The 24,359-nt window shown below is 68.7% G+C and carries 17 protein-coding genes; 7 read left to right on the forward strand and 10 right to left on the reverse strand.

Annotated features, from left to right (window positions below; all coding sequences use genetic code 11):
- The first annotated feature begins 122 nt into the window (after nt 1-122).
- Nucleotides 123-1,256 (forward strand): SWIM zinc finger family protein, encoded by a 1,134-nt coding sequence (locus tag NQK81_RS00330; RefSeq protein WP_257486478.1) that lies wholly within the window; start codon nt 123-125, stop codon nt 1,254-1,256.
- Here the strand turns inward: NQK81_RS00330 and NQK81_RS00335 are convergent.
- The 4 genes from NQK81_RS00335 to NQK81_RS00350 form a co-directional block, all read right to left on the reverse strand.
- Entirely contained in the window at nt 1,239-3,689 is a 2,451-nt protein-coding gene (locus tag NQK81_RS00335; RefSeq protein WP_257486479.1) for a DUF6493 family protein, read from the reverse strand. The two genes, NQK81_RS00330 and NQK81_RS00335, sit on opposite strands and share 18 nt — an antisense overlap.
- A gap of 229 nt (nt 3,690-3,918) precedes the next feature.
- Nucleotides 3,919-4,944, reverse strand: a complete 1,026-nt coding sequence (locus tag NQK81_RS00340) for an NAD(P)-dependent alcohol dehydrogenase (protein WP_257486480.1) — start codon at nt 4,942-4,944, stop codon at nt 3,919-3,921.
- Nucleotides 4,941-5,657, reverse strand: a complete 717-nt coding sequence (locus tag NQK81_RS00345) for an iron-sulfur cluster assembly protein (protein WP_257486481.1) — start codon at nt 5,655-5,657, stop codon at nt 4,941-4,943. Before NQK81_RS00345 ends, NQK81_RS00340 begins: the two co-directional genes overlap by 4 nt.
- Nucleotide 5,658: 1 nt before the next feature.
- Nucleotides 5,659-6,672, reverse strand: coding sequence for an amidohydrolase family protein (locus NQK81_RS00350; protein WP_257486482.1), 1,014 nt, complete (start codon nt 6,670-6,672; stop codon nt 5,659-5,661).
- 180 nt (nt 6,673-6,852) lie between these two features.
- Between NQK81_RS00350 and NQK81_RS00355 the strand changes: the two genes are divergently transcribed.
- Nucleotides 6,853-8,289: an AAA-type ATPase lid domain-containing protein gene (locus tag NQK81_RS00355; RefSeq protein ID WP_257486483.1), complete on the forward strand. Its 1,437-nt coding sequence runs from the start codon at nt 6,853-6,855 to the stop codon at nt 8,287-8,289.
- Here the strand turns inward: NQK81_RS00355 and NQK81_RS00360 are convergent.
- A complete protein-coding gene (locus NQK81_RS00360) occupies nt 8,286-9,122 on the reverse strand; it encodes an NAD(P)-dependent oxidoreductase (protein WP_257486484.1) in 837 nt (278 codons plus the stop codon). The genes NQK81_RS00355 and NQK81_RS00360 overlap by 4 nt on opposite strands.
- A gap of 52 nt (nt 9,123-9,174) precedes the next feature.
- Between NQK81_RS00360 and NQK81_RS00365 the strand changes: the two genes are divergently transcribed.
- Nucleotides 9,175-9,558: a MerR family transcriptional regulator gene (locus tag NQK81_RS00365; RefSeq protein WP_257486485.1), complete on the forward strand. Its 384-nt coding sequence runs from the start codon at nt 9,175-9,177 to the stop codon at nt 9,556-9,558.
- A 12-nt stretch (nt 9,559-9,570) separates the two neighbouring features.
- On the opposite strand, the gene NQK81_RS00370 is transcribed toward NQK81_RS00365, so the two are convergent.
- Nucleotides 9,571-10,560, reverse strand: a complete 990-nt coding sequence (locus NQK81_RS00370; protein ID WP_257486486.1) for a malate dehydrogenase — start codon at nt 10,558-10,560, stop codon at nt 9,571-9,573.
- Between the two features lie 465 nt (nt 10,561-11,025).
- Here NQK81_RS00370 and NQK81_RS00375 point away from each other — a divergent pair, with 465 nt between their 5' ends.
- Together NQK81_RS00375 and NQK81_RS00380 are read left to right on the forward strand one after the other, a co-directional pair.
- Nucleotides 11,026-11,607, forward strand: coding sequence for a DUF4360 domain-containing protein (locus tag NQK81_RS00375; protein ID WP_126733160.1), 582 nt, complete (start codon nt 11,026-11,028; stop codon nt 11,605-11,607).
- Nucleotides 11,608-11,858: 251 nt separating this feature from the next.
- Nucleotides 11,859-12,503 carry a DUF4360 domain-containing protein gene (locus NQK81_RS00380; protein WP_257486487.1) on the forward strand — a complete coding sequence of 215 codons (645 nt, stop codon included), beginning with the start codon at nt 11,859-11,861 and terminating at the stop codon, nt 12,501-12,503.
- Between the two features lie 273 nt (nt 12,504-12,776).
- On the opposite strand, the gene NQK81_RS00385 is transcribed toward NQK81_RS00380, so the two are convergent.
- From NQK81_RS00385 to NQK81_RS00400, 4 genes are read right to left on the reverse strand one after another with little or no spacing between them, the layout of a single operon-like run.
- A complete protein-coding gene (locus NQK81_RS00385; protein WP_257486488.1) occupies nt 12,777-14,864 on the reverse strand; it encodes an FUSC family protein in 2,088 nt (695 codons plus the stop codon).
- On the reverse strand, nt 14,861-17,941 hold the full coding sequence (locus tag NQK81_RS00390) for a GH92 family glycosyl hydrolase (RefSeq protein WP_257486489.1): 3,081 nt from the start codon (nt 17,939-17,941) through the stop codon (nt 14,861-14,863). Before NQK81_RS00390 ends, NQK81_RS00385 begins: the two co-directional genes overlap by 4 nt.
- Before the next feature lie 55 nt (nt 17,942-17,996).
- On the reverse strand, nt 17,997-18,755 hold the full coding sequence (locus tag NQK81_RS00395; protein ID WP_257486490.1) for an SDR family oxidoreductase: 759 nt from the start codon (nt 18,753-18,755) through the stop codon (nt 17,997-17,999).
- A 13-nt stretch (nt 18,756-18,768) separates the two neighbouring features.
- Complete coding sequence (locus NQK81_RS00400) at nt 18,769-19,683, reverse strand: RNA polymerase sigma-70 factor (RefSeq protein ID WP_257486491.1); 915 nt, start codon at nt 19,681-19,683, stop codon at nt 18,769-18,771.
- A 152-nt stretch (nt 19,684-19,835) separates the two neighbouring features.
- Here NQK81_RS00400 and NQK81_RS00405 point away from each other — a divergent pair, with 152 nt between their 5' ends.
- Both NQK81_RS00405 and NQK81_RS00410 read left to right on the forward strand, forming a co-directional pair.
- Nucleotides 19,836-22,622: a M36 family metallopeptidase gene (locus NQK81_RS00405; RefSeq protein ID WP_257486492.1), complete on the forward strand. Its 2,787-nt coding sequence runs from the start codon at nt 19,836-19,838 to the stop codon at nt 22,620-22,622.
- Nucleotides 22,623-22,901: 279 nt separating this feature from the next.
- Entirely contained in the window at nt 22,902-24,305 is a 1,404-nt protein-coding gene (locus NQK81_RS00410) for an MFS transporter (RefSeq protein WP_257486493.1), read from the forward strand.
- Nucleotides 24,306-24,359 lie beyond the last annotated feature (54 nt).

Raw genomic sequence — 24,359 nt, forward strand, 5'->3', positions numbered from 1 at the left:
CCCTTGGGTCGTCGTCTGTCAAGGTGTATAACGACCTATTCAGCATGGCGTTGAAAAAGATCATTTCACCTAGCCGGAAAAGATCTGCAAAGACTGTCGGGGGCCCTGGCTAGGGTTGGCGCGTGATCACCGAGGTCTTACTGGAGCAGCCCGAAGAAGATATTCGGACGCCGGTGCTTTTCAAGGGTTTCGTGGAACCGGGAGCGCAGGCGGCCCAAGCGCTGCTCGTGCTGGGGAAGGTCGCGCGCACCCGGTTCTGGATGCCTCCGTCCATGGTGAACCGGCTCATCGCCGAGTCCGATCCGGTGTTCACCGCGGACCGGACGACCCTGCGTGTCGAGGCCTTTTCCCCGTGCTGCGGGGTTTACGCCAGGCTCGATCTGCTGGACGTGGGTGACCTCGGCGAGGGCTGCACGAACGTCGATCTGTCCGACGCGACGAGGACCGTCCTCGCGGGAGTCGTGGCCCAGGATCCCTTGCACTTGACCGTTCGTGGTGAAGGAATCCGCCTTCGCACGCTGGACGGGCGGAACGACGAGTCCGTGGTGCCGCTGCCGGACCGCTGGGTCGCGGGATTCGCCGAGGTCGCCGCTGTCACGGAGGGTGCCGTCGAGAGGGCGAAGCTGGACAAGGCGGAGACGCGGAACTTCCTGAGGCGGCTTCCCACTGCCGTCGGCCGGTCGTGGGCGGTCGCGTCCGGCCGCGGGCTCCGGCTGACCTCACGGCCGGGACGTGACTCGATTCCGGCGACCGGACTGCATCGGCTGCGAGTGATCGAGCCCCTCGTCCGGTTCGCCCAAGGGCTGACCGTCTACACGCGACCGGACAGTGAGGTCGCCACCTGGGTGCTTCAGCTGGACCGAGCGCGGCTCGTCGTCACATTGTCGCCGGAGCCGTCCCGTGGTTTCTCGGGCGAAGGCGGCTGGCTGAACTCGCTGGCCGCCGGGCTCGAAGCGCCGGATCTCGTCGCGGGTCGCGCCGGTCACGACGTCGTCGACGGCACGTGGTTCCCGCGTGAACTCCCGAGCGGGAACGCTCCGGCGAACGGCCGCCTGGCGAAGGCCCGCGAGCTCGTTGCCGCCGGAGCCGTCCGGTTGTTGCCGGATGGCGGCTACGAGATCACGCGCGCCGGCTCCGTGCAACGCGTCCGGCTTTCGCCGGCCGGGTGCACGTGTGCGTGGTGGGCCAAGCATCAGGAGACCCGGGGCCCGTGTTCGCACGTCCTGGCGGCCCGGATGTCATCGGCGGAGTCGTGATGCCGCCTTCGCCGCTTTCGAACTGCCTTTGAAGCGGGCCAGCCATTCCTTCGTTTCGTCGCTGATCGTCCCCGCTCCGCGTTCCACGAGGTCCGCGGCGAGTTCCAGAAGCGCGAAGATACCGCGTCGCGCATGCTCCAGCTCCGGCAGCAAAGTGTCCAGTGTGGACAGAACGGCTACCGGGTGTTCGTTCGCGATGATCGAAAGCCGGGATGCCAGCCGGGGTGCGATGAGGTACGGGCCGAGCACTCCCAGTGCCGCGCCGAGCGCACGGGGGCCGAGCATCCGTCGGTCGAGGAGGGTCAGCACGGCGTCCGTGCCCAGTTGGACGGCGGTGGAGCGTTTCAGCGTGAGGGTGGTGGCGAGGAGCATCGTGCCGGGGAAGCCCGGGACCGAGGGGCTGTCCAGGAACGGGGGCAGTGCGGCCTTCTCCACGGGATTGCCGAATTCGGTGTCGTTGAAGAAGAGGTATCCGGCGACGGCGGCTTCGATGTGGTCCCGATCGTAAGGGGAGGCGACCGCTTCGTGGCATTCGGTGAAGCCGAGCCATTCGGTGGCCGGGCCGTCGAACGGCACGCCCAGCCAGGGAACTTTCGGCGAGGCCGCCTCCGGAGCCGGTTCGATGTCCAGTGTGGTCAGGTTGTGGCGGCCGCTGGGGCCGGCTTTCGCCGTCCAGGTGAGCGGCGGTCCGGGTTCTCCGCGGAGCGCGGCGGCGGGGTCGGCGGATTCCGGGTACCGGGCGCGGGCGGCGGCGAGGGCGATCCAGCCGGTTTTTCGGCCGGCCGGTCCGCCGAGCGCGTAGCGGATGTTGTCGGCGTGAGGTCCGGTGAGTTCCGAGGCGAGGGCGAGGGCTTCGGGCCTGGTGTCCGGGGCGAGTCTCAGGAGGGCGTCGACGACGTCGTCTTCGGCCGCGTCGGGGTGTTCGAGCATGCGGGAGACGAACACGACGGGATCGAGCCAGCCGCCTTGGTGGGTGGCGGCGGAAACGGGAGCGGCTGTGCCTTCGAGCAGGGCGGTGATCCGGTGGTGGAGCGGACGTCGCCAGTCGCCGACCTTGGGTGGGGGCGGAACGTCGTGGCCGGTGAGGCCGAGGACGAGGGTGGCGATCATCTTCGGCACGGCCGGGCTGTATCTCTGGGCGTCGATTCTGGCGGCGCGTTTCACCAGTGGTTTGAGGGCGTCCGGGAGTTCGTCCGCGACGCGGTGGGCGCCGTCGAGGGCGGCCAGGAGGAGGTCGGCTTGGTCGGGGTCGGCGAGCAGGGACGAGAGGGCTTCGGCGACCGCGGCCGGGGTGTCGGGGATGTCGAGTGGGATGGTCAGGGTCTTGCGCTGGTCCCATGGCGGTCGCGTGGGTTCCGGGTATTCGGCGGTCTCGATGGCGGGTGCCTGGGCGGGGGTGACGCCGAGCCGGGCGATGGCGAGAGCGCGGACGTCGGAGGCTTCGTGGGTGAGTGCCGCTTCGAAGACTTCGTCGGCGAGGTCGCTGAGTTCGGGCCGACGGTCGGCGATGCGGCCGGCGAGTTTGAGGGCGCGTTCGGCGGTGGTGGCGCCGCGCCCGGCCGCTGCCGCGGGGAGGTGCTGGAGCGCGACTTCGTCGTCGAGCGTGCCTTGTTTGTCCACAAGGGACAGTGCTTTGACGGCGAAGGAGACGGTGCGGGGGAGGCCGCTTCCGCACAGCCGGGCGTAGCGGTGTTGTGCCTTCGTGCGTTCCTCCGGGGTGGGGGCGAGCGCTTCGTGGAGCGCGGCGTACCACTGGGCGCGGAAGGCGGCGAAGTCGCGGGCGAGGATGTCCAGGGTGAGGTCGAGCAGCCTGGTGCGGTCGACTTCACCGGTCTTGGTGAGTTCGAGCAGGGCGGTGGACCATTTGTCCTGGTCGCGGACGTACTTGTCGAAGGCGGCGAAGCTGGCGTCTCCGTTGCCTTCGATCGTGAGTAGTTCCCAGAGTTCGGTGAGGGCTTCGGGTTCGGTTCGGAGCCGCTCTGCCAGGAGTTTGCCCCCGAAGCGGCCGGCCCAGCGGAACCAGCCGGCGTGGTACTCGGGTGTCCGGACGGGTTTGAGGTCGCCGTCGAGGATCATGCGGCGGACGGCTTCCCAGGCGGTCTGGTGGCCGATGACGCGTAGCGCGATCGTCTTGCGTTCGGCGAGTGGCCGGTCCTGGAGGACGCGTTCGAGGATCGTGGGTGAGGCGATCCAGAGTTTGGGGAGCAGGGGGTCGCTCGCGGGGAGGGCGGCCCAGAGCGCGGTGGCGGCTTGCTGGCCCCTGAGCGGGTTGCGGACGCCGTAGGTGTTGGGCTTGATCTCGATGAACTCGCTGCTGTCCTTGAACGCGGCCAGGAGTTCGGGGACGAGGGCTTTCCGCTCGGCGCGGGTGAGTGCGAGGACCCGGGTGAGGACTTCCGAGGGTTGGCCGGTGAGGAGCGCGTTCAGCTGCACTGGCTCATTGTGTCGTGAGTGGTGGGGACGGTCGGAGCCAACCGGGAGTTCGCGACCGGCGCGGGCTGCTGAGTGTCGCGAAAGCCACTTTCGGGACATCAGACGTCCCTAAAGTGGCTTTCGCGACATCACTTCGGGCCGGATTGCTCGCACCGGCGATGTCACGTGACTGGATGGACGACACGCCAAGGCACGGTCGGTTCCAACCGTCCCCACCACTCACGAGGTGTCAGGGCACGAGGATGGCGCGGCCGCGGATGCGTCCGGCGTCGAGGTCGTCGAGCGCGGTTTGGAACTCTTCGAGTGGGTAGCGCGCGGTGTGGAGTTTCACGCGGCCTTGTGCGGCCAGGACCATGAGTTCGCAGAGGTCGGTGTAGGAGCCGACGAGGTTGCCGATCAGGTTGATCTCGGTGGAGATGACGTCGATGGTGGGGACGTCGATGTTCTCGCCGTAGCCGACGACGTGGTAGTCGCCGGCGCGGCGCAGCATCGCGAGGCCGTCTTTGGTGGCGCCGCCTTCGCCGACGAAGTCGATGACGGTTTCGGCGCCTTCGCCGCCGGTGAGGTCGAGGACCTGGTCGATCTGGGTGCCGTCGGCGATGACGCCGTGGTCGGCACCGATGGAGACCGCCAGTTCGACGGCGTCGGGGTTGCGGTCGACGACGACGAGTTCGGCGGCGGTGAGGGCCTTGAGCACCTGGATCCCGATGTGGCCGAGGCCGCCGGCGCCGATGACGACGCAGCGGTCGCCGGGCCTGAGTCGTCGGGCGGCTTTCGCGGCGGCGTGGTAGGCGGTGAGGCCCGCGTCGGCGAGGGCGGCGACGTCGGCGGGTTCGAGGGTGTCGTCGATGCGGACAACGCTGCGGGCTGAGGTCTTGAGGTATTCCGCGTAGCCGCCCGCGGTGTCGATGCCGGGGAACTGGGATTGGGCGCAGTGGACGTCGTCGCCGGATCGGCAGGCGCGGCAGAGGCCGCAGGTGATGAGGGGGTGGACGATGACCTTGTCGCCTTCGGTCACGTTGGTGACCGCGCTGCCGACGGCGTGTACCCAGCCTGCGTTTTCGTGGCCGATCGTGTACGGGAGGGTGACGCCGGATTTCTCGGCCCATTGGCCTTCGAGGATGTGGAGGTCGGTGCGGCAGACGCCGGCGCCGCCGATGCGGACGATGACGTCGTAGGGGCCGGTGGGTTCGGGTTCGGCGACCTCGGTCAGCTGGAGCTTCTCGTGGTAACCGGTGACCTGGATCGCTTTCACGATGCGTGGACCTCCTGGTTTCGGGGTGTCTGGTCGGCGGCGGATTCGGGGTAGCGGGTGCGCAGCAGGCCGCGGCAGAAGTGGGCGTTGCCGTCGATCGAGATGCGGACGGAGCGGGCGAACCGGAGCCTGAGCGGGATTTCTTCGCGGGGGTAGGGCGTGCCGTGGTCGTCGACGAGGACCGGTGCCTCCGGTGCGGTGTCGAGTCCGAGCGCGGCGCGCCGGCGCAGGAGTGCGTGGGTGGTGCGGTGGTCGGGCAGGTCGGCGAGGGTGATGTCGTGGAGCCGGTCTTCGGTCAGTTCCCGGTTTTCGCGCAGGAGCCTGGTGAGGGCGCGTTCCATGGCCGCGGTGTGGGCTTTGCGGCGGAAGGTGAGCCGGAGTTCGTCGAGGTCCTGGTCGGCTTCGTCGCCGAAGGTGCCTCGGTAGCCGGCGTCGGCGGCGAGGCCGCGGTTGATGAGGTCGGAGTCGTGGTGGTCGTCGAGGACGACGTGGACGCGGGAGACGCCGTCGAGCGCGGTGAGGACGTCCTTGGCGTCGGAGGCCATGAGGTAGGCGAAGTTCGGTGAGCAGAACGACGTCGGGAGCCTCAGGTGGACGGTGACCTCGGTTCCGTCGACCGTGAAGGAGCGGACGAAGCCGAGGTCGGTGATGGGTTCGTCGAGTTCGGGGTCGTAGACGGCGTGGAGTGCGGTGTAGGCGTCGTGTTCGCGCATGTCAGGCCACCGAGACGGCTTGGGTTTCGAGGCGGCGGACCTGGAGTTCCTCGGGGACCGGGAGGTCGTACATCGCGGCGGCGTTGAGGCCGAGGATCTTGCGCTTCTGGTCGTTGGTCAGTGGCGCGTATTCGGTCATGTCCTCGGGGATCTGGAAGTCGACGAACCGTTCGACCAGCCATTTCGGGGTCCAGAGTGCGTAGTCGCTGGAGAACTGGATGCGGTCTTCGTCGAGCCAGTAGAGCAGTTCGCCGATGATCTGGGCGAAGTAGCGCGGGCGGGTGTGGATGAACGGCATCGCGACGGCGAGGCCGGCGTGGACGTTGGGTTCCTGGGTGGCGATCCAGCAGAAGTCTTCGAGCCGGGGGAGTCCGCAGTGTTCGACGACGAAGTTGAGGTCGGTGTAGTCGGTGGCGACCTTGTCCACGTCGGCGACGTCGAAGGCGTCGCGGTCGAGGGGGCGGATGGTGGGGCCCTTGTGGATATGGATGTTGCGGATGCCGAGGTCGAGGCAGGTTTCCAGGTAGCGGCGGCACCAGGGGTCGTCGAGTTTGTAGCCGCGGGAGTCGTCCCGCCATTCCGCGGTGTAGAGCTTGACGCCTTTGAGGCCGAAGCGTTCGGCGTCGCGGCGGAGCTGGTCGAGGCCTGCTTGTTCGAGGCGTGGGTCGAAGCAGTGGTTGTAGGTGAGTTTGCCGGGGTGCTTCTTGGTGAGGGCGAAGGCCTCCTCGGTCTGGCCGAAGCCGTTGTTGTAGAAGGCGCCGAGGTGCGCGGGCTGGAAGATGGCGTGGTCGACGTAGCCGTCCTGGAAGAGGTCCTTCATCAGGCGCTCGCCGCCGTAGTAGAGGTACTCCTCGTAGGACCACAGCTCGGATTCGGGGCTGAGGTTGCGGTGGTAGTCGTAGAAGCAGTCGATGAACTGCTTGCCGTGGATGTTGGCCTGGTTCTCCGGCCGGGCGTCCCAGAGCGCGACGTGCGCGTCCACGATGAAGTAGCTCTCGCCGTCCTTGGTGTACATGGGTTTCCTCCGCGTTCGTGACCGCCGTTGGCACGTTGGAGGTGAACGCTAGGGGTGTCGGCGCAGGTCAGGGAGGCGCGCGGTGTCTCAGTTTGAGACATCGACGGGCCTGTGTGCCGGTGGCCGCGGACGTACGCTGTGCGGAGGTCCGAACGCAGTGTGGCGTCCCGGGAGGTCGATGTGGAGAGCGCGAACGCGGTGATCGCGCCGCGGTTGCGGGCGTCCTGGCAGCGCAGCGCCCGGTACGGCGCGCCCGAGGACGAGGTGCGGCCGGTGTTCACCGGGTCGCTGGACACCGGTTCGCTGCTGTACGAGTGCGGCAACGAGGTGTTGCGCGGCTTGCAGGCAACGTTGGCGAACGAACCGGTCAGCTTGATGATCACCGACAGTGAAGGCCTGGTGCTGAGCAGGCTGTGCACGGACGCGTCGATAGTGCGGTCGTTGGACCGGGTCCATCTGGCGCCGGGGTTCTATTTCGCGGAGAGCAACGCCGGGACCAATGGGCTGGGTTTGGCGCTGGCCGATCGCGCGCCGACGCTGGTGCGGGCCGCGGAGCATTACTGCACGGGTTTGCGGGGGTACACGTGCGCGGCGGTGCCGGTGCTGGATCCGCTGACCGGGGCGTTGGCGGGGAGCGTGAACCTGACGACGTGGTCGGATCAGTCGTCGGAGCTGCTGCTGGCGCTGGCGCAGGCGGCGGCCGGGAACACGGCGGCGTTGATGCTGGCACGGGCTTCGGGGCGGACTCCGCGGCCGGCGCCGCGTGGTGAGGTGTTCCGGGTTCATTCGGATCGGTTCGATCCGGCTGACGTGCCGAGTCTGTCTCCGGGTTGGTCGGACGCGCTCGGTGAGGTGGGTTCGGCGTTGAGCCGTGGGCGGGTGGTCGCTGTCGTCGGTGAGGCCGGCGCCGGGAAGACGGCGCTCGCGTCGGCCGCGCGGCGGGCGACGCGCCCGAGGGATCGGGTGCTCAACGCGCGTCCGCCCGCGCCGGACGACGTCGACACCTGGCTGACGTTGTGGACGCCGGAGCTGGAGAAGGACGGGACGTGCGTGATCGTCTCGGGGGTGGACACGCTCCCGGCGTGGGCGGCCGCGGAGCTGGCCGGGTTGTTCGCCGATGCTCGGCGGGAGGGGGAGCCGCCGCCGTTCGTGCTGACGGCGGAGGACGCCGGTGCGATACCGGAGGCGCTCGCCCCGCTGGTGGAGGTGGTGGTCGAGGTTCCGGCGTTGCGGTTCCGGCCGGACGACATCGTGCCGCTGGCTCATCATTTCGCCCGCCGCGACCGGGGGCGCGAGGTCGCGTTCACCCCGGCCGCGGTGCGGGCGCTGACCGCTTGTGACTGGCCGGAGAACGCCAAGCAGCTGCGCCGGGTGGTGCGGGAGGCGGCGTCGCGGTCGGATGTGATCGACAGCCGTCATCTGCCGGCGGAGGTGTTCTCCGGGGTGGGGCATCGGTTGAGCCGGTTGCAGGCGATGGAACGGGACGAGATCGTGCGCTGTCTCGCCGAGCCGGGGGCCACCGTGGTCGGTGCGGCGGAGAAGCTCGGGATGGGCCGGGCGACGCTGTACCGGAAGATGGGCCAGTACGGCATCAAGGCGCGGCAGTTCCGGTCTTAGAGTGCGGCCAGCCTGGCGAATCCGTCGGAGCCGTGGCCGGCGTCGATCGCCTGCCCGACCTGGGCTCGCGCAGCGCTGAGGACACCGTTGTCGAGGCCTTGCGCTCGGATCGCGTCGAGGATGTGGTCCATCGTCGCGGCGGTGGACTCGAGTGTGCCGGCGTCGCCCGAGTAGTTCTCGGTGGCGACCTGCTCGGCGAGCAGGTCGATCATGTCCGGGAAGAAGCCGAGCAGCGCCTTGGCGTGCGTGGCGATGTCGGTGGCGCCGATGTTCTCCGCCTTGGCGAGCGCGAGCATGTGGATCACCCCGCTCAGGGAGGTCCAGAGCATGTCCTGCAGGGCCGCGTCGAAGGCGGCGGCCTGGCCGGGGGAGTCGCCGACGTACTGTGCGTTCTCGCCGAGCGCGGCCAGCGTGGGCCGGTGTGCTTCGTAGACGTCGGCGGGGCCGCTGAAGAACAGGGCCGCGTCGGGGCCGCCGATCGCGTCGGTCGTGGCCATGATCACCCCGTCGAGGTAGTCGATGCCGTGTTCGGCGGCCCATGTCGCCATCGCGCGGGCCTGCTGTGGTGATCCGCCGCTGAGGTTGACGAGGGTGCGGCCTTTGAGCGCGCCGGTGTCGAGGATCGACTGTGCCACGGCGTAGTCGCGTACGCAGACGATCACGAGCGGGCTCGCCTCGATCGCCTCCGCTGCGGTCGTGGCGATGGTGGCGTCGAGGCCGTTCTCCTTGCCAGGAGTGCGATTCCACCCGGTGGTGGGGTGGCCGGCGGCGGCGAAAGCGGTGGCGAGGGCGTGGCCCATGGGGCCAAGTCCGAGGACGGTCACGGTGCTCATGGCGGCTAAGCTAAACCTTGACATTGACGTGAGAGTCAAGTCTGGAGTGCGGATGCGGATCGGGGAGTTCGCGCGGCGGACCGGTGTCAGCGAGCGCGCGCTGCGGTACTACGAGGAGCAAGGGCTGCTCACTCCGGAGCGGCGCCCGAGCGGCTACCGCGTGTACGGGGACGCCGACGTGGCCGCGGTGCGGCGGATCAGGATCCTGCTCGCGGCCGGGCTGAACACCGCGCAGATCCTGGAGATCCTGCCCTGCATCGTCGACGAGGACGGCTGGTTGACGCCGGACTGCCCGGAACTGGTCGAGGCGCTGCGGCAGCAGCGGAGCCGGATCGACGACGCGATCGGTGAGCTGGAGGCCACCCGCGCGAACCTCGACACGATCATCGGCAGCGAAAAGGCGGCCGCGTCCCGGGGGACACGGCCGCCTTCGTGAGGTGGTTCAGGCTCAGATGAGGCCGAGCTTCTTCACCGCGTCGCGCTCTTCGGCCAGCTCGTTGACCGACGCGTCGATGCGGGCGCGCGAGAAGTCGTCGATCTCCAGACCCTGGACGATCTTGTACTCGCCGTTCGCGGCGGTGACCGGGAACGAGGAGATCAGGCCCTCCGGGACACCGTAGGAACCGTCGGACACGACCGCCGCCGAGGTCCAGTCACCCTCGGGGGTGCCGTTGACCCAGGTGTAGACGTGGTCGATCGCCGCGGAGGCGGCCGACGCCGCGGAGGACAGGCCGCGGGCCTCGATGATCGCCGCGCCGCGCTTGGCGACGGTCGGGATGAAGTCGTCGGCCAGCCACTGCTGGTCGGTGACGACCTCGGTCGCGGGCTTGCCGGACACCTCGGCGTGCGCGATCGACGGGTACTGGGTCGCGGAGTGGTTGCCCCAGATCGCGACCTTCTTCAGCTCGGTCACCGGCACGCCCAGCTTCTTCGACAGCTGCGCGAGGGCGCGGTTGTGGTCGAGGCGGGTCATCGCGGTGAAGCGCTCGGCCGGGACGTCGGGCGCGTGCGCCTGCGCGATGAGGGCGTTGGTGTTGGCCGGGTTGCCGACCACGAGGACCTTGATGTCGCTCGCCGCGCCGGCGTTGATGGCCTCACCCTGCGGCTTGAAGATGCCACCGTTGGCCTCGAGCAGGTCGCCGCGCTCCATGCCCTTCGCGCGGGGACGGGCGCCGACCAGCAGGGCGACGTTCGCGCCCTCGAAGGCCTGCTTCGGGTCGTCGAAGATGTCGATGCCCGACAGCAGCGGGAACGCGCCGTCTTCGAGTTCCATCGCGGTGCCCTCAGCCGCCTTGACCGCCTGCGGGATCTCCAGGAGCCGCAGCTTCACCGGGGTGTCCGGGCCGAGCAGCTGACCGGACGCGATGCGGAAGAGCAGCGCGTAGCCGATCTGGCCGGCCGCACCGGTGACGGTGACGTTGACAGGGGCTTGGGTCATTGCGGTTCTCCAGCTTGAGGCGACATCGACTTGTACCGAGATGCTAGTCCTGTCCGGAGTCGCCGTTCGGGTGCGTCCAGTCACTGTTTTCTTGATCGATGCGGTGCGCGCCCGCGGCACACCACCGGGTGACCTGGCTCACGCCGGAGAAGGCCGTGTCTCGCCGGAATCGTCAACGGTGAATCCGCGAAAGCATTTTTCATATGGTGCGAAGTGAATGGTGTTTTCCCGGGTCCGCGGTGTTCCCATTGGCTCCGGAAAACGGTTACAGACCATATCTTCATTTCATGAACCGATTGCCGGGATGTTTGCGTCCGATCGGCGGGCGGCATCGTGAAGATCGTTTCGCTAACATGAGTCCGCCCAGTTTCCCGCCCCCGTGTGAAAGTTTCCGGGAAGGACACCATGCTCAATGCAATGGTCGCCGCCGTATCCCTTTTCTCGTCGATAATAACGCCGAACAGCATGTCTCCGCCGCCGGGACCGCCGCCCGACCGCGTCGTCATCGACGTCGTCACCGTCAACGGTTCCGGATGTCCGCCGGGTTCGTCCGCGGTCGCCGTCGCCAAGGACAACACCGCGTTCACCGTCACCTACAGCGAATACACCGCCCAGGTCGGCGTCGGCGCGAAACCGACCGATTTCAGGAAGAACTGCCAGCTCAACCTCAACATCCATGTGCCGCAGGGATTCACCTACGGTATCGCCAGTGCCGACTACCGCGGTTTCGCCTCTCTCGAATCCGGCGCCAAGGCGCTGCAGCGGGCGAATTACTACTTCCAGGGGAATTCGCCGACCGCACACGTCAGTCATCCCGTCAACGGGCCGATTTCGGACAACTGGCAATTCCGTGACGAGGCCGAAGGCGGCGTCATCATCTACAAGCCGTGCGGCGAGGACCGGAACCTCAACGTGAACACGGAACTGAGGGTCGGCGCCGGTTCGTCGGATCCGAAGAAGACCACCAGTTTCATCACGATGGATTCGACCGACGGCGCGTTCAAGACCACCTACCACTTCTCGTGGAAGACCTGCCCGACCTCCTGACAGCCGCTCCCGGGTGACGGCCTGCTTCCCGGTCCGGAAGAAGGCCGTCCCACCCATGCCCGGTCAGGGTCTTGGCCGCCCTGAAGGAGGGCTTCAGCGCTCGTCGCCGCCCGCCCGGCGGCGGCGAGCCTTCTCGACGACCTCGTTTTCGGCGGTCACCCCGCCCGGTGACCGAAACCGTTTCGTCAGATCGTCTCGCTGACCTCGAATCCGCCCGGTTCCCGCCGTGTGGAAGCTTTGGGAAGGATCCCATGCTCAACGCGCTGGTTGCTGCCGTAATGCTTTCCTCTTCGGTCGTCACTCCGAACGCCTGGGTGCCGCCTCCGTTGCCGTCCGACAAAATAGTCATCGACGTCGTGACCGTCAACGGAACCGGATGCAAACCGGGTACGGCGGCCGTTTCCGTCTCACCGGACAACACCGCCTTCACCGTCACCTACAGCGAATACACCGCCCAGGTCGGCGTCGGCGCGAAACCGACCGATCTGCGCAAGAACTGCCAGCTCAACCTGTATGTGCACGTTCCGCAGGGATTCACCTACGGCATCGCGGGCACGGACTACCGCGGCTTCGCCTCCCTGGCCGCCGGGGCCACCGGATTGGAACGGGCCAACTACTACTTCCAGGGCAATTCCCCGACGTCCTATGTGACCCACAGTCTCAAAGGCCCGTTCGAGGACAACTGGCAGTTCACCGACAATATCGAAGTCGGCGCCATCGTCTACAAACCCTGCGGCGAGGACCGGAACTTCAACATCAACACCGAACTGCGGGCCGCAGTCGGTACTTCCGATCCGAAGAAGACCACCAGCTTCGTCACGATGGATTCGACCGACGGTTCCATCAAGACCACGTACCACTTCTCGTGGAAGAACTGCCCCAAACCGAAGAACTGATCCCTGAGGGTTCTACGTGGGTTCCGGGCGCCACATCCGCTCCCAGTAGCCACACCGACTGCGCGTGAAGGACCCCTTCCCTCGACTCAGTCGAGGAAACTCGACCTTCACACCTCGCCGCAGTACATGAAGGCCCCCTTCCTTGCGCCTAGGTACAGGAAGGGGGCCTTCATGTACCTAGGCGACCCCAAGTCGTTGCGGCCGGTCCGTGAAGGCCTCCTTGCCTACCCTCAAAGTAGGCAAGGAGGCCTTCACTACGTCTGGGACCGCCACTCACGGTTTCCCGGACGGCTCCGGATCCGTGGCCTCGACCCCGAACGCGCGGCCCAGCGCGATCACCGTCTCGTCGAGGTGCCCGAGGCTGGTGAGCACCGAACGTGCCCGCGGATCGTCGATCCGGTCCGCCACGGGCGTACCGTCGTCCCGGATCAGCGTCCCGTGCGCCGAACCGCCGGGATCCCCGATCGCCTTCCTCAGCACCGCTATGTTCTCCCGGATCCGCCCGGTGTACAGCAGCAGCCGGTCCGCCTCGTTGAGCAGCAGCCCGGCCTGCGACCGCGCCGCGACGTGGCGGGCGCGGAAGGCGATCGTCTCCACCGTGGTGAGCACGTGCCAGCCGTAGTCACGACGGCTGCTGAGATTCACCGGATGGGTGAGCGGCTCGATCGTCGTGCGGACCTTGTCCACCGCCCGGTCCAGATCACGCGACTTCTCGATGACACTCACGTTCTCCGCGCCGGACAGCAGGCCCGCGGCCTTCTCGACGAACTCGTCCAGCTCCTCCAGCAGCGCCGAGACGTCGTCCAGCATCACCGCCCGCGTGCGCACCGGCACGATCACCACCGCCGCCAGCACTCCGGCCGCCGCGCCCACCGCGGTCTCCGCGACGCGGATCCAGAGCACCTCGATGCTGAACGTCCCCAGCAGGCTGTACAGCAGCCCGAGCATGCTGGTGATGAAGAACGCCATGATCACCTGAGACACGCGCGCCATGTAGACCATGCCGAACACGCACACCAGGATCAGCGCCAGCGTCGCCGGCACACTGCCCGACACCAGCAGCGTCAGCACCAGCCCGCCCACGATCCCGATCAGCGTGCCACCGAGCCGCCGGACACCCTTGACGAACGTCGCGCCCGCGGTCGACGAGCCGATGAACACGACGAACACGGTCAGCACCGCCCAGTACCACCGCTGGCTCGACACCAGCTCCCCGCCGAGCACGGCCAGCCCGCCGCCCACCACGGCCTGGATGGCGCTGCGCGTCTGGTTGTCGTAGGCGAACGCCGACGACTTCTCCTCGTCGGGGTCTTCGGGATCGTCGACGGCGTCGGACACGTCGTGCTCGGCCACCCGCTGTGCCCGCACGTCGGCCAGCGCCAGCTCGGCCAGCGCACGGCGGACGCCGTCGCCTGGCGCGGCGTGCTCGTCGATCCGGCTGCCTTCCACCAGCATCTTGCTGAACTCTTCGGTCTCGCTGATCAGCGGCAGCTCGCGCGGGTCGCGCTCGATCAGCGACCGGAACCGCCGCATCCGCGCGATCAGGTCGTCACGGACGTCCTCGTCGAGATCTTCGGCGCAGGTCCGCTGCACCGTGATCGTCAGCCACTGCACCGCCAGCTCGACCTCGATCGCCCGGCGGCGGAGCCGGTTCACCGAGTCCGCCCCGATCACCTCCGGAGCGGTGTCCTCGATGAGGAGCACGGACTCGTGCATCCGGGCGTTCGTCCTGCGGAGCCGCTTGCGGGTGCGTTCGCTGCCGCCCACCGCCAGGTGGTCCTCGGCCGCGCGCACCACCGCGGCGAGCCGGGCCCGGAACGCCCGCCGGATCCGCAGGAACTCCGCGTCGGTATGCCGGCGCAGCAGGACGAACCGGACCACCGCGTTGGCCGCGATCCCGATGGTCAGCGCCAGCAGCAGCGCCGGGACCTGCTTCAAATGCGTCTGCAGGAACATCGCGAAGAAGAACAGGAAGAACGACAACGAACCCAGTGCGATCCCGCGCGAGCCGAACCGCTGGGCGTAGACCGCGACGAAGATCAGCAGGACGAACACGACGCTGTCCAGTGGCGGCACCGCCGAGCCGACGCTCGCCGCCGTGAGCGACGCCGCACCGAGGACGAGCCCCAGCACCAGCGTCACCGCCTGCTGTCCCGGGGTCTCGTCGTTGACGGTGAAGGCCGACGTCATCGCGGCGATCGCGGCGACCAGGATCACCGTGAGCGGCTGGTGGAACGGCAGGATCGCCAGTACCGCGACGATGATGCTGAGCACGGCCGAGAAACCGAGCCGGAGCCGGACCAGACCGGGATCGGAGGCGACCAGACGGTCGGTCGTGGCCTGGGTGATGCGGGAGATCATCGGGCGAGCAGCTCTCCTTGGGCGAGGGTGACCCGCCGGGCGGTGGACGAGGTGACGCGAAGACGGTATCTGGCGTGCCGTGCCGGCTCGGCGAGGGCGAACGGCCGCGTCTGTCGGCGCCACCGGAACGTCTCTCCCTCGCGCTGGTCCAGCAGCGTCCAGTGCTCGCCGTCGTCGGATCCCTCCAGCACCCACGAACGCGGATCACCGCGACGGCTTCCCGAGGTCAGCGTGTACATCACGACCTCCCGCGACCCGTCCTCGACAGGGAACTCGATGACCGGTTCGCGCTCCGGGAAGGTCACCTCAGTCCTGGTGGTGTCGTCGAACAGGGGACCGTCGGGCACCGTGATGTCCGTGAGCGGTCGCGGGGCGGCGGGCTCGACAGGGGAGCGGCCCCAGTCCGAGGGCTGCTCGCCCATCGTGAACTGCAGCACGGCGCCGTCGGCGATGGCGGAATGCGAGAGCGTGCTGGTGTCGTGCGGGCGTCCGTCGATCGTGAGCCCCTGGACGTACACGGTGTCGCCGGTGTTGCCGGGTGCCTCGACGACCAGGTCCTTCCCGTTCTCCAGATGGACGGTCGCCTTCGTGAACAGCGGCGCGCCGATCACGTACTCGGGGCTGCCCATCGCCAGCGGATAGAACCCGAGCGCGGCGAAGACGTACCAAGCGGACATCTCGCCGTTGTCCTCGTCGCCCGGATAGCCCTGGCCGAGATCGCTTCCGACGTAGAGCCGCCGCAGGACCTCCCGCACGATCCGCTGGGTCTTCGCAGGTGCGCCCGCGTAGTGGTAGATCCAGGGGATGTGGTGCGACGGCTGGTTGGAATGTCCGTACTGTCCCATCCGGACGTCGCGGGCCTCGGTCATCTCGTGGATCAGCCCACCGTAGGAACCGGGTTTGCGGCCGGTCTCCGGGATCGCGAAGAAAGTGTCCAGTTTGGACTCCAGCGCTTCCGTGCCGCCGTGCAGCGCGGCGAGTCCTGCGCCGTCGTGGGGCACGGAGAACGCGGTGTTCCAGGAGTTCGTCTCGGTGAAGTCGCCGCCCCACGCCTCGGGGTCGTAGCCCTCGGCGGCGAAATGGCGGCTGCCGTCACGGTTGCGGCCCTGGAAGAACCCGATCAGCGGATCGAAGTGGTTCGCGTACTGCTGTGAACGCTGCCGGAAGTACGCGGCGTCGTCGTGGCGCCCGAGCGCTTCGGCGAAATTGGCCAGGCCGAAGTCGTTGACGCAGCCCTCGATCGCCCACGACAGCCCTTCGTGGACCGACGTCGGCGTGAAGCCGAGGAAGATCGACTCGTGCAGGCCCTTGCGGCCGACGCTCTGCCCGCGCGGCGTCACCGTCGCGTTCTTCAGCGCGGCTTCGTAGGCGGCCTCGACGTCGAAGCCGCGCACGCCTTTGAGGTACGCGTCGGCGAACGCCACGTCGGAACTGGTGCCGGTCATGAGGTTGGCGTAGCCGGGGGAGGACCAGCGCGAGATCCAGCCGCCCTCGCGGTACTGCTGGACGAACCCGTCGATCATCTTCCCGCACCGGCCGGGCGTGAGCAGGGCGTACGCGGGCCACGTGGTGCGATAGGTGTCCCAGAAGCCGTTGTTGACGTACATCTCGCCGTCGACGACCTTCGCGCCGGTCCTGGTGCGCGTGCTTGGCCAGAGGCGGCGGATGACCGGGCTCGCGTGACGCACACCCTTCGGGGTGACTTCGTGCGCGGAGTTCGGATACAGGAACAGCCGGTAGAGGTTCGAGTAGAACGTGGTGCGCTGGTCCTCGGTCGCGCCCTCGATCTCGACCCGGTCCAGCACCCCGGCCCACTGGGCACGGGCCTGGTCACGGACCTGCTGGAAGGTCGTGCCCGCCGGGATCTCCTGGTCGAGGTTCCGTTTGGCCTGCGCGAGGCTGATCAGCGACGTCGCGATCCGCATCGTCACCTCGCCCGCGGCGAACTCCAGGAAACCGGTCACGGTGCGCCATACCGGGCGCCGGATCCTCGCGCCGCGTTCGGCCGGGACGTCGAACTCGGCGTGCACGAACATCCGCCGCGCCCCGGCCGACAACCGGCTGCGCACCCAGGTGTGGCCGGTGACCACGCCGTTCGCCGCGTCGAGCCGCAATCCGCCCCGGTTGCGGGCGTTGTCGAACAGCAGCCAGCCGCGATCACCCGGGAAGGTGAAGCGGAACAGCGCCGCGTGATCCGCCGGGGCGATGTCGGTGGTGACGCCGTTGGCGAACCGGACACCGTAGTGATGCGGTCGGTCGATCTCGTCGTCGTGGGAGAACGCGAGCGCGCGTTTGGCCCGGTCGGCTTTGACCGGGCCGATCCCCGGCATGACCTGGAAGGTGTGCCGGTCGCCCATCCACGGACTCGGCTGATGCGACAGCGCGAACGCCTGCAACGCCGGCCGGTTCTCGGCGTCGTTGTGCCGGTGGTAGCTGTAGATCCAGTTCGTGGCACCCGCGTCGGTGACCGGGGTCCAGAAGTTGAAGCCGTGCGGGACCGCGGTCGCGGGGAAGTTGTTGCCGCGCGAGAACTTGTCGCTGGAATGCGTGCCGCGGGTGGTGCGGACGTGGTCGACCGGCTCGCGGACCTCGATCGGGCGTTCGGTGATCCGGACGTCGTCCACCCAGCCCGCGCCCTCGCCGTCCGGCGGTTCGCTGACCAGGACGATCCGGGCGATCCGCCGTCCGGCGAACCCACCCAGCCCGCGGCGTACGAGGTTCCACTGGTCCACGTACAGCGTCTTGTCCAGGCCTTGCTCCGTGGCGCCGAACCCGGCCGATGTCCCGTCGGTGAACTCGACGTCCAGCGCCACGAAGGTGCTGCGGTAGTCGGGCACGTCGGAGTCGGATTCGGGGAAGACCACATAGGACAGTTCGGTGTGCCCGGTGACCTCGATGTCCACCTCGAACATGGTCGCGCGCAGCGTGTTCTCGTAGCGGAGGGCGTGCGCGCCGGTGAACCCGACACCGGTCTTCGCGGTCGGCGACGACGCCGGGCCGGTGCCGACGCGCAGGGCCGGATCCACCGGCTGCGGATCACCCGTTTCGAAGGAGGAGAAGAACCCGGTGATCGTCACCAGGCCACCGTAACTCGGACGCGTGAGCGCGGCTCGGTGTGCCGCATCGAGAGGACTAAACGCGTGAGGAAAGGAACTCCTCGAAGGTGCCTGCGCCGGTCGCGTTCTCCGGCGTCAGGTTGCCGCCCGCCCGGAACGCCCTGGCCGCCTTGCCCGGCAGCCACAACGACACGATCGGCTTCCGGCGCCCGGCCGACCGCTGATACGCCTCCGCCAGGTCACGGGCGCTCCGCACCTCGGGGCCACCCAGGTCCGGCGCCCGCCCCGACGGCGGAGCCGACACCAGCGCGGCCAGCCTGTCCGCGACGTCGCCGGTGCTGACCGGCTGGAACCGGAATCCCGACGGCACGATCGTCACCGGCAGCCGCCGCTGCGCCGACGACATCCGCGCGGCCAGGTCGTGGAACTGGGTCGCGCGCAGCACCGTCCACGGCAGACCGGACTCCTCGATCACCTTCTCGCAGGCCAGCTTCTCGTCGTAGTAGAAGAACCGGATCACGTCGATGCCGACGATCGAGATGTACACCAGATGCGGACCGCCCGCCCGCTTCGCCGCCTCGACCAGGTTCCGCGTCACCTGCTCGTCCCCGCGCCCCAGCGTCGACGCGCAATGGACGATCGCCGAGACACCGTCGACCGCTTCGGCGAGACCGTCACCGGTCTTCAGATCACACCGCGCCCATTCGTTCGGCTCATCGGCGGGACGTGGCCGCCTGCTCATGATCCGGACCGGCCTGCCTCCGGCCACCAGCCGCCGCACCACCTCGCGGCCGAGATCGCCGGTACCGCCGGTCACCAGAATCGGGTTCGTCACCTTGGTCCTCCGTTCACGAGAGCTTCCACCCTCCAGAACCGGCGGGCCACCCGGAACGTGACAGCTGTCCCGAAAGGAACGCGAGCTTCTCCGGATTCGCGACCGCGCGGAGGCCGCGGATCCGCCCGTCGACCACCTCGAACCCGAGGATGCCGAAAAGGACGTCACCGGCCCTCGCGACCACCGCGGGTTCGCCGTTGACCTCGAGGATCCCGATCGACACCTGCCCGACACCGGCGAACATCCCGGCGTACAGCCGCGCGACCTTCGCCGCGCCGTGCACCGGACGCCGGGCCGCGGTGGCCTTGCCGCCGCCGTCCGACCACGCTGTGACGTCGGCGGTCAGCAGACTCTCCAAAGCGGGCAGATCGCCGTCCCGCGCCGCCGACAGGAAGCTCTCGACCAGCTTTTCGAGCTGCCGCGGGTTCGAAACCCGTCGCTCAGGCGAGCGGTCAAGCGCCTTTCGCGCGCGGCTGTGCAGCTGGCGCGAGTTGACCTCGGAGACGTCGAGGATCGCGGCGATCTCACGATGGCTGTAGGCGAAGGCCTCCTTCAGCACGAACACCGCCCGCTCGACCGGGCTGAGCTGCTCCAGCAACACCAGCATCGCCAGCGACACCGTATCCCGCTGCTCCGCCGTCTCCAGCGGACCGAGCACGTCGTCCGAGGTCAGGACCGGTTCGGGCAGCCACGGCCCGACATACCGCTCCCGCTGTGCCCTGGCCGAGGTCAGCCGGTTCAGGCAGAGATTAGTGACCACCTTCGCCAGCCACGCCCGCGGCGACGCGATCGACCCGTGTACGGCGCCCGCCCACTTCGGGTAGGCGTCCTGAACGACGTCCTCCGCCTCCACGGCCGATCCGAGCAGGCGGTACGCGAGCCCGAACATGACGGGCCGCAGCCGCTCGAATTCCGTCGCGCCGTCCATTTTCCCCTACGAATCCCGCTCAATCCACTGTGGACACCCCTTCGGCGAGGGTACCGCTCACCGGGATCGCCGTACCTGATCGGCGCTGATGCCACCGTGACTGTATCGGTACGAATGGAACGTCTGCGTCACCACCGAGAGAGGGGTCTGGAGTGACGTCACGTTCGTCGCGTTCGCGTGCCTCGTTGTGCGCCGCGACCGCCATCACAGTGTTAGCGCTGGTCACAGCGCCCGAAGCCGGCGCGGCACCGGCACCGGGCGCGGTGCACACCACGCCGGACAGATCCGGGAAGGACGTCGATGTCCGCGACACGGCGAGAACCAGCCCGCGCGTCCTCGCCGCGCGGGACCGGCTCACGGCGTCCCGCGCGACGTCCGTCACGAAGGCACGGGCGGAACTGGGACACCAGGCCCTGCTCGACTTCGACGAGCTGACCGGCACACCCCGCGTCCTGGCCCGCACCGACGGGTTCCTCACCGGACCGAGCGGCGCGTCACCCCGCGACATCGTGCTGAACTACCTGCGGGAAAAGGAAGGACTCGTCGGTCTCAGCGCCGGCGACACCGCGAAACTGAACCTGCGCAAGGACTACGTCGACGTCGAAGGCACACACCATCTCTCCTTCACCCAGTCCGTCGGCGGGATCCCCGTGTTCGGCAACGGGTTGAAGGCGCACGTCACCAAGGACGGCAGGCTGATCCAGCTGGACGGCGCGCCCGTGCGCGATCTTCCCGCCTCGCTGGGCGCGACGACGTTGGCCGCCCCGGCCCCGGACTCCAAGCAGGTCGCGTTCCTGACCGGCGACGGGCTCCGCCCCGCCTGGTACACGCTGACCAAACCCGCCGTGGACAAGATGTTCCAGGAGGTGACCGACGCCGGCACCGGCAAGCTGCTCTACCGCAAGAACCTGGTGAACCACGCCAACGACGACGCCGCCGGCGCCAAGGGGCTCGCCTGGGAAGCCCAGCCAGGCCCGCAGAAGCAGGTCGACCTGAGCCGGAAGGGCTGGCTGCCCGCCGACGCCAAGACCCTCGACGGCAACGTCGCGCATGTCGCCGCCGACGTCAACGGCGACCTGAAATTCCAGCCGCAGGAAGAGATCGGCCGGAACACCGACGGCACCTTCCGGTACAAGTTCACCGACTTCACCGCCGTCGTCGGCCCGCCTTGCTCGGCGGCGAGACCGTGCTCCTGGGACCCGAAGACCCCGGGCTCGTGGGCGAAGAACCGCGAACAGAACGCCGTTCAGGCACTGGCCTACGTCGGGAGCTTCCACGACCACCTCGCCTCCTTCCCGATCGGCTTCACCCGGCAGGCGGGCAACTTCGAGAAGGTCGACGGCGACGCCGTCCAGGTCCACACCCTGCTCGGCGCGCAGGAACCGGGCTACTACGACAACGCGTTCATGGGCACCCCGCCCGACGGGCAGCCGCCGACGATGGGGATGTTCCTGTTCCACGACCCCAGGAATCCCGACGACCCGTTCCTCGCCGCGAACTCCGCCGACGACGCCACGATCATCCACCACGAATACGGCCACGGCCTGTCCAACCGGCTCGTCGTCGACGCGCAGGGCAACTCCACGCTCAACTCCTTCCAGTCCGGCGCGATGGGCGAGGCGTGGAGCGACTGGTACGCCTTCGATTACCTCGTCGGGCGGAACGCGGTCAAGGACACCTCGGCTCCCGGCGAACTCCTCGGCGGCGACTACGTCAGCAACGGTGTCCCCCTCGCCCGCACCCAGCCGCTGGACTGCCCGGTCGGCGCCGGCGCGCCGCAGTGCCCCGGCACGCCAGGGGCAGGCCCCGGTGGCTACACCTACGGCGACCTCGGCCGGATCATCGGCTTCCCGGAGGTCCACGCCGACGGCGAGATCTGGGCGAGCGCGCTGTGGGACATCCGCTCGGCGCTCGGTGTGCAGCTGACGCGGGCGCTGGTCACCCGCGCGATGGAGCTTTCGCCCGCGTCGCCGTCCTTCCTGGACATGCGGAACTCGATCCTGCAGGCCGACACGGTGATCAACGGCGGCCGTGCGCACGCGAAACTCTGGAAGGCGTTCGCGGCACGCGGCATGGGCTACTTCGCCGGGTCGATCACCGGCGCCGACACCGCACCGGCCGAGGACTTCTCCACGCCGCCGCCCGCGGGCACGCCGACCGGGACCGTGACCGGCAAGGTCACCGACCGCGAGGGCGGGGCGCCGATCGCGGGTGTCGCCGTGCGGTTCAGCGGGCACGACTCCGGGTTCGCCGGATCGCTGTCCGCGGTCACCGACGCGGCCGGCGTCTACACCATCCCCGGCGTGCTCCCCGGCACCTATCCGAAGGTCTACGCGCACGGAGGTGGCGCGGACGGCGAGATCCGCGCGGTCTCGGTGCGGTCGGGGACCACCAAGGTCGACTGGTCGCTGCGGTTCAACTGGGCCTCCAGCGGAGCCGGGGCGGGCGTCGCCGCGTTCAACGGCGAGGACTTCACCCAGTACGGCTGCGGTCCCGGCGATCTGCTGGCCTCGTCGGTGCTCGGCGGGGGCGGCTGGTCGACCGACAGGGTCGTCCGCCCCGACGGCACGGTCGAGTCGCGGTTCGTCACGATCAAACTCGGCAAACCGGTCGACGTCAGTGCCATCGAGATCGACCCGGCCAACGTCTGCGGTGACGACCCGCCCGCCGCGGCCAAGGACGTCACCGTCGAAACCTCGGTGGACGGCACGACGTGGGTGAAGGCGGGCACCGGTGACTTCAAGCCCGCCGATCTGAACAAGCTCACCGCGCTCCAGCTCGCGCCGGGCAGCGCGACCGGCGTGCGGTTCGTGCGGCTGACCGTTTCGTCCAACCAGCTGTCGTTCTATCCGGACAGGACCTGTTCGCCGCAGCCCACGACGGCCGGGTGCCTGTACCTGGACGTGCAGAAACTGGCGGTGCGGGGCGCTTCCGCCTGACCTGCCACGATCGGCAGACCGATCGGAAGTGCTGTCGCGAAAGCCACTATCGCGACGTCTGATGTCCCGAAAGTGGCTTTCGCGACACTCGACGGCGGACGACAAGCCGTGTCGTCCGTCCAATCACGCGTGTCGTCCACCTGATCACAGGAGTCGTCCTTCTGATCACGAGTGCAGTAGGATCGAGGCATCGGGGTAGAAACGTGCTCTCCTCGACTGGGCACGCGCATACGCGGTATCGAACGAACCGTCACTCCTTCACTTCGAAGGAGTCGACCTTTGCGTTCTCCTGTTCAAAACCATTCCCTGCGCGAAGCATGGCCCGCGCTGGCCGGGCTTTCGGCCGTGTTCCTGGTCGAAATGCTCGACAACTCGATCCTCAACGTCGCGTTGCCGACCATCGGCCGTGAGCTCTCCGCCTCGACGACCACCCTGCAATGGGTGACCGGCGCGTATTCCGTCGTGTTCGGCGGCCTGATGCTGGCTTTCGGCGCGCTGGCCGACCGGGTCGGCAGGCGCAAGATCATGCTCACCGGCCTCGTCCTGCTCGGCATGGCGAGCCTGGCCACGTTGCTCGTCACCGCCGCGTGGCAGCTCATCGCCGTCCGGGCGCTCATGGGTGTCGCGGCCGCGATGACCACCCCGGGTTCGCTCGCCCTCGCGTTCCGCCTGTTCGATGAGGACGTACTGCGTGTCCGCGCGACCACACTGATCTCGACCGTGGGCCTGATCGGCCTCGCCGTCGGCCCCACCGCCGGCGGGCTCGCGCTCACCGTCGCGCCGTGGCAGGCGCTCCTGCTGGTCAACGTGCCGGTCGCCGCGCTGGCGTTCATCGGTATCCGGGCCGGTATCCCCGCCGACGATCCCGCCGGCCTGCACCGCGATCCGATCGACATCGCCGGTGCGGTGTTAGGAACCGCGACGATCGTCCTCGCGCTGCTCGCCCCGACGCTCTTCGTCGAAGCGGGCACGGCATCGGCTCTGCCCTGGGGCGCCACCGTGGCCGCGCTCGCCGCCGCAACCTGCTTCGTCGTCCGCGAGAAGACCGCCCGGCACCCCCTGCTCGACCTGAAACTGATCGCGCGCCCGCTCGTGTCCAGCGGCCTGGCACTCAAGGCCGCGGCGGGGCTGGCGACCGCCGGGCTCGGGTACCTCGTGACCCTGCAACTCCAGTTCGGTCTCGGCTGGGCACCCGCGCAAGCCGCGCTGGGGATGCTGCCCCAGGTCGTCGTCCTCATCGCCGGCGGCGCCCTCATCGGCCCGCTGATCACCCGCCTCGGCCTCACCAAGGCCGCCTGGCTCAGCGCCGCCGCGGTGGTGTGCGGACTCGCGGTCTATACCGTGTTCGGCGGGCTCGGCTACGTCTGGATCGCCGTCGCGCTCGCCCTCGTCGCGGCGGGGATGCGCGTGGTCGGTGTCGTGGCGGGCACCAACGTCATGCGCGGCCTGCCCGCGAATCGGACCACCATCGGAGCCGCGCTCGTCGACACCGCCAGCGAGGTCACGACTGGGATCGGTATGGCGCTCAGCGGCACCATCCTCGCGCTGGTCTTCCCCGGCGCCTTGACTGCGGCTCGGCAGTCTCCCGACTTCCCGAAGGCGGTCACCTCCGCCAGTCTCGCGCTCACCCTGCTCTCCGCGGCGCTGGTCGGCTTCGGCATCCTGCGTGCCCGAAGCGCGTGAAGGCCCCCTTCCCTCGGCTCAGCCGAGGGAAGGGGGCCTTCACGTACTTACCGG

Origin of the sequence: Amycolatopsis roodepoortensis, from assembly GCF_024628825.1 — a bacterium.
In the GTDB taxonomy this organism is placed as follows: domain Bacteria; phylum Actinomycetota; class Actinomycetes; order Mycobacteriales; family Pseudonocardiaceae; genus Amycolatopsis; species Amycolatopsis roodepoortensis.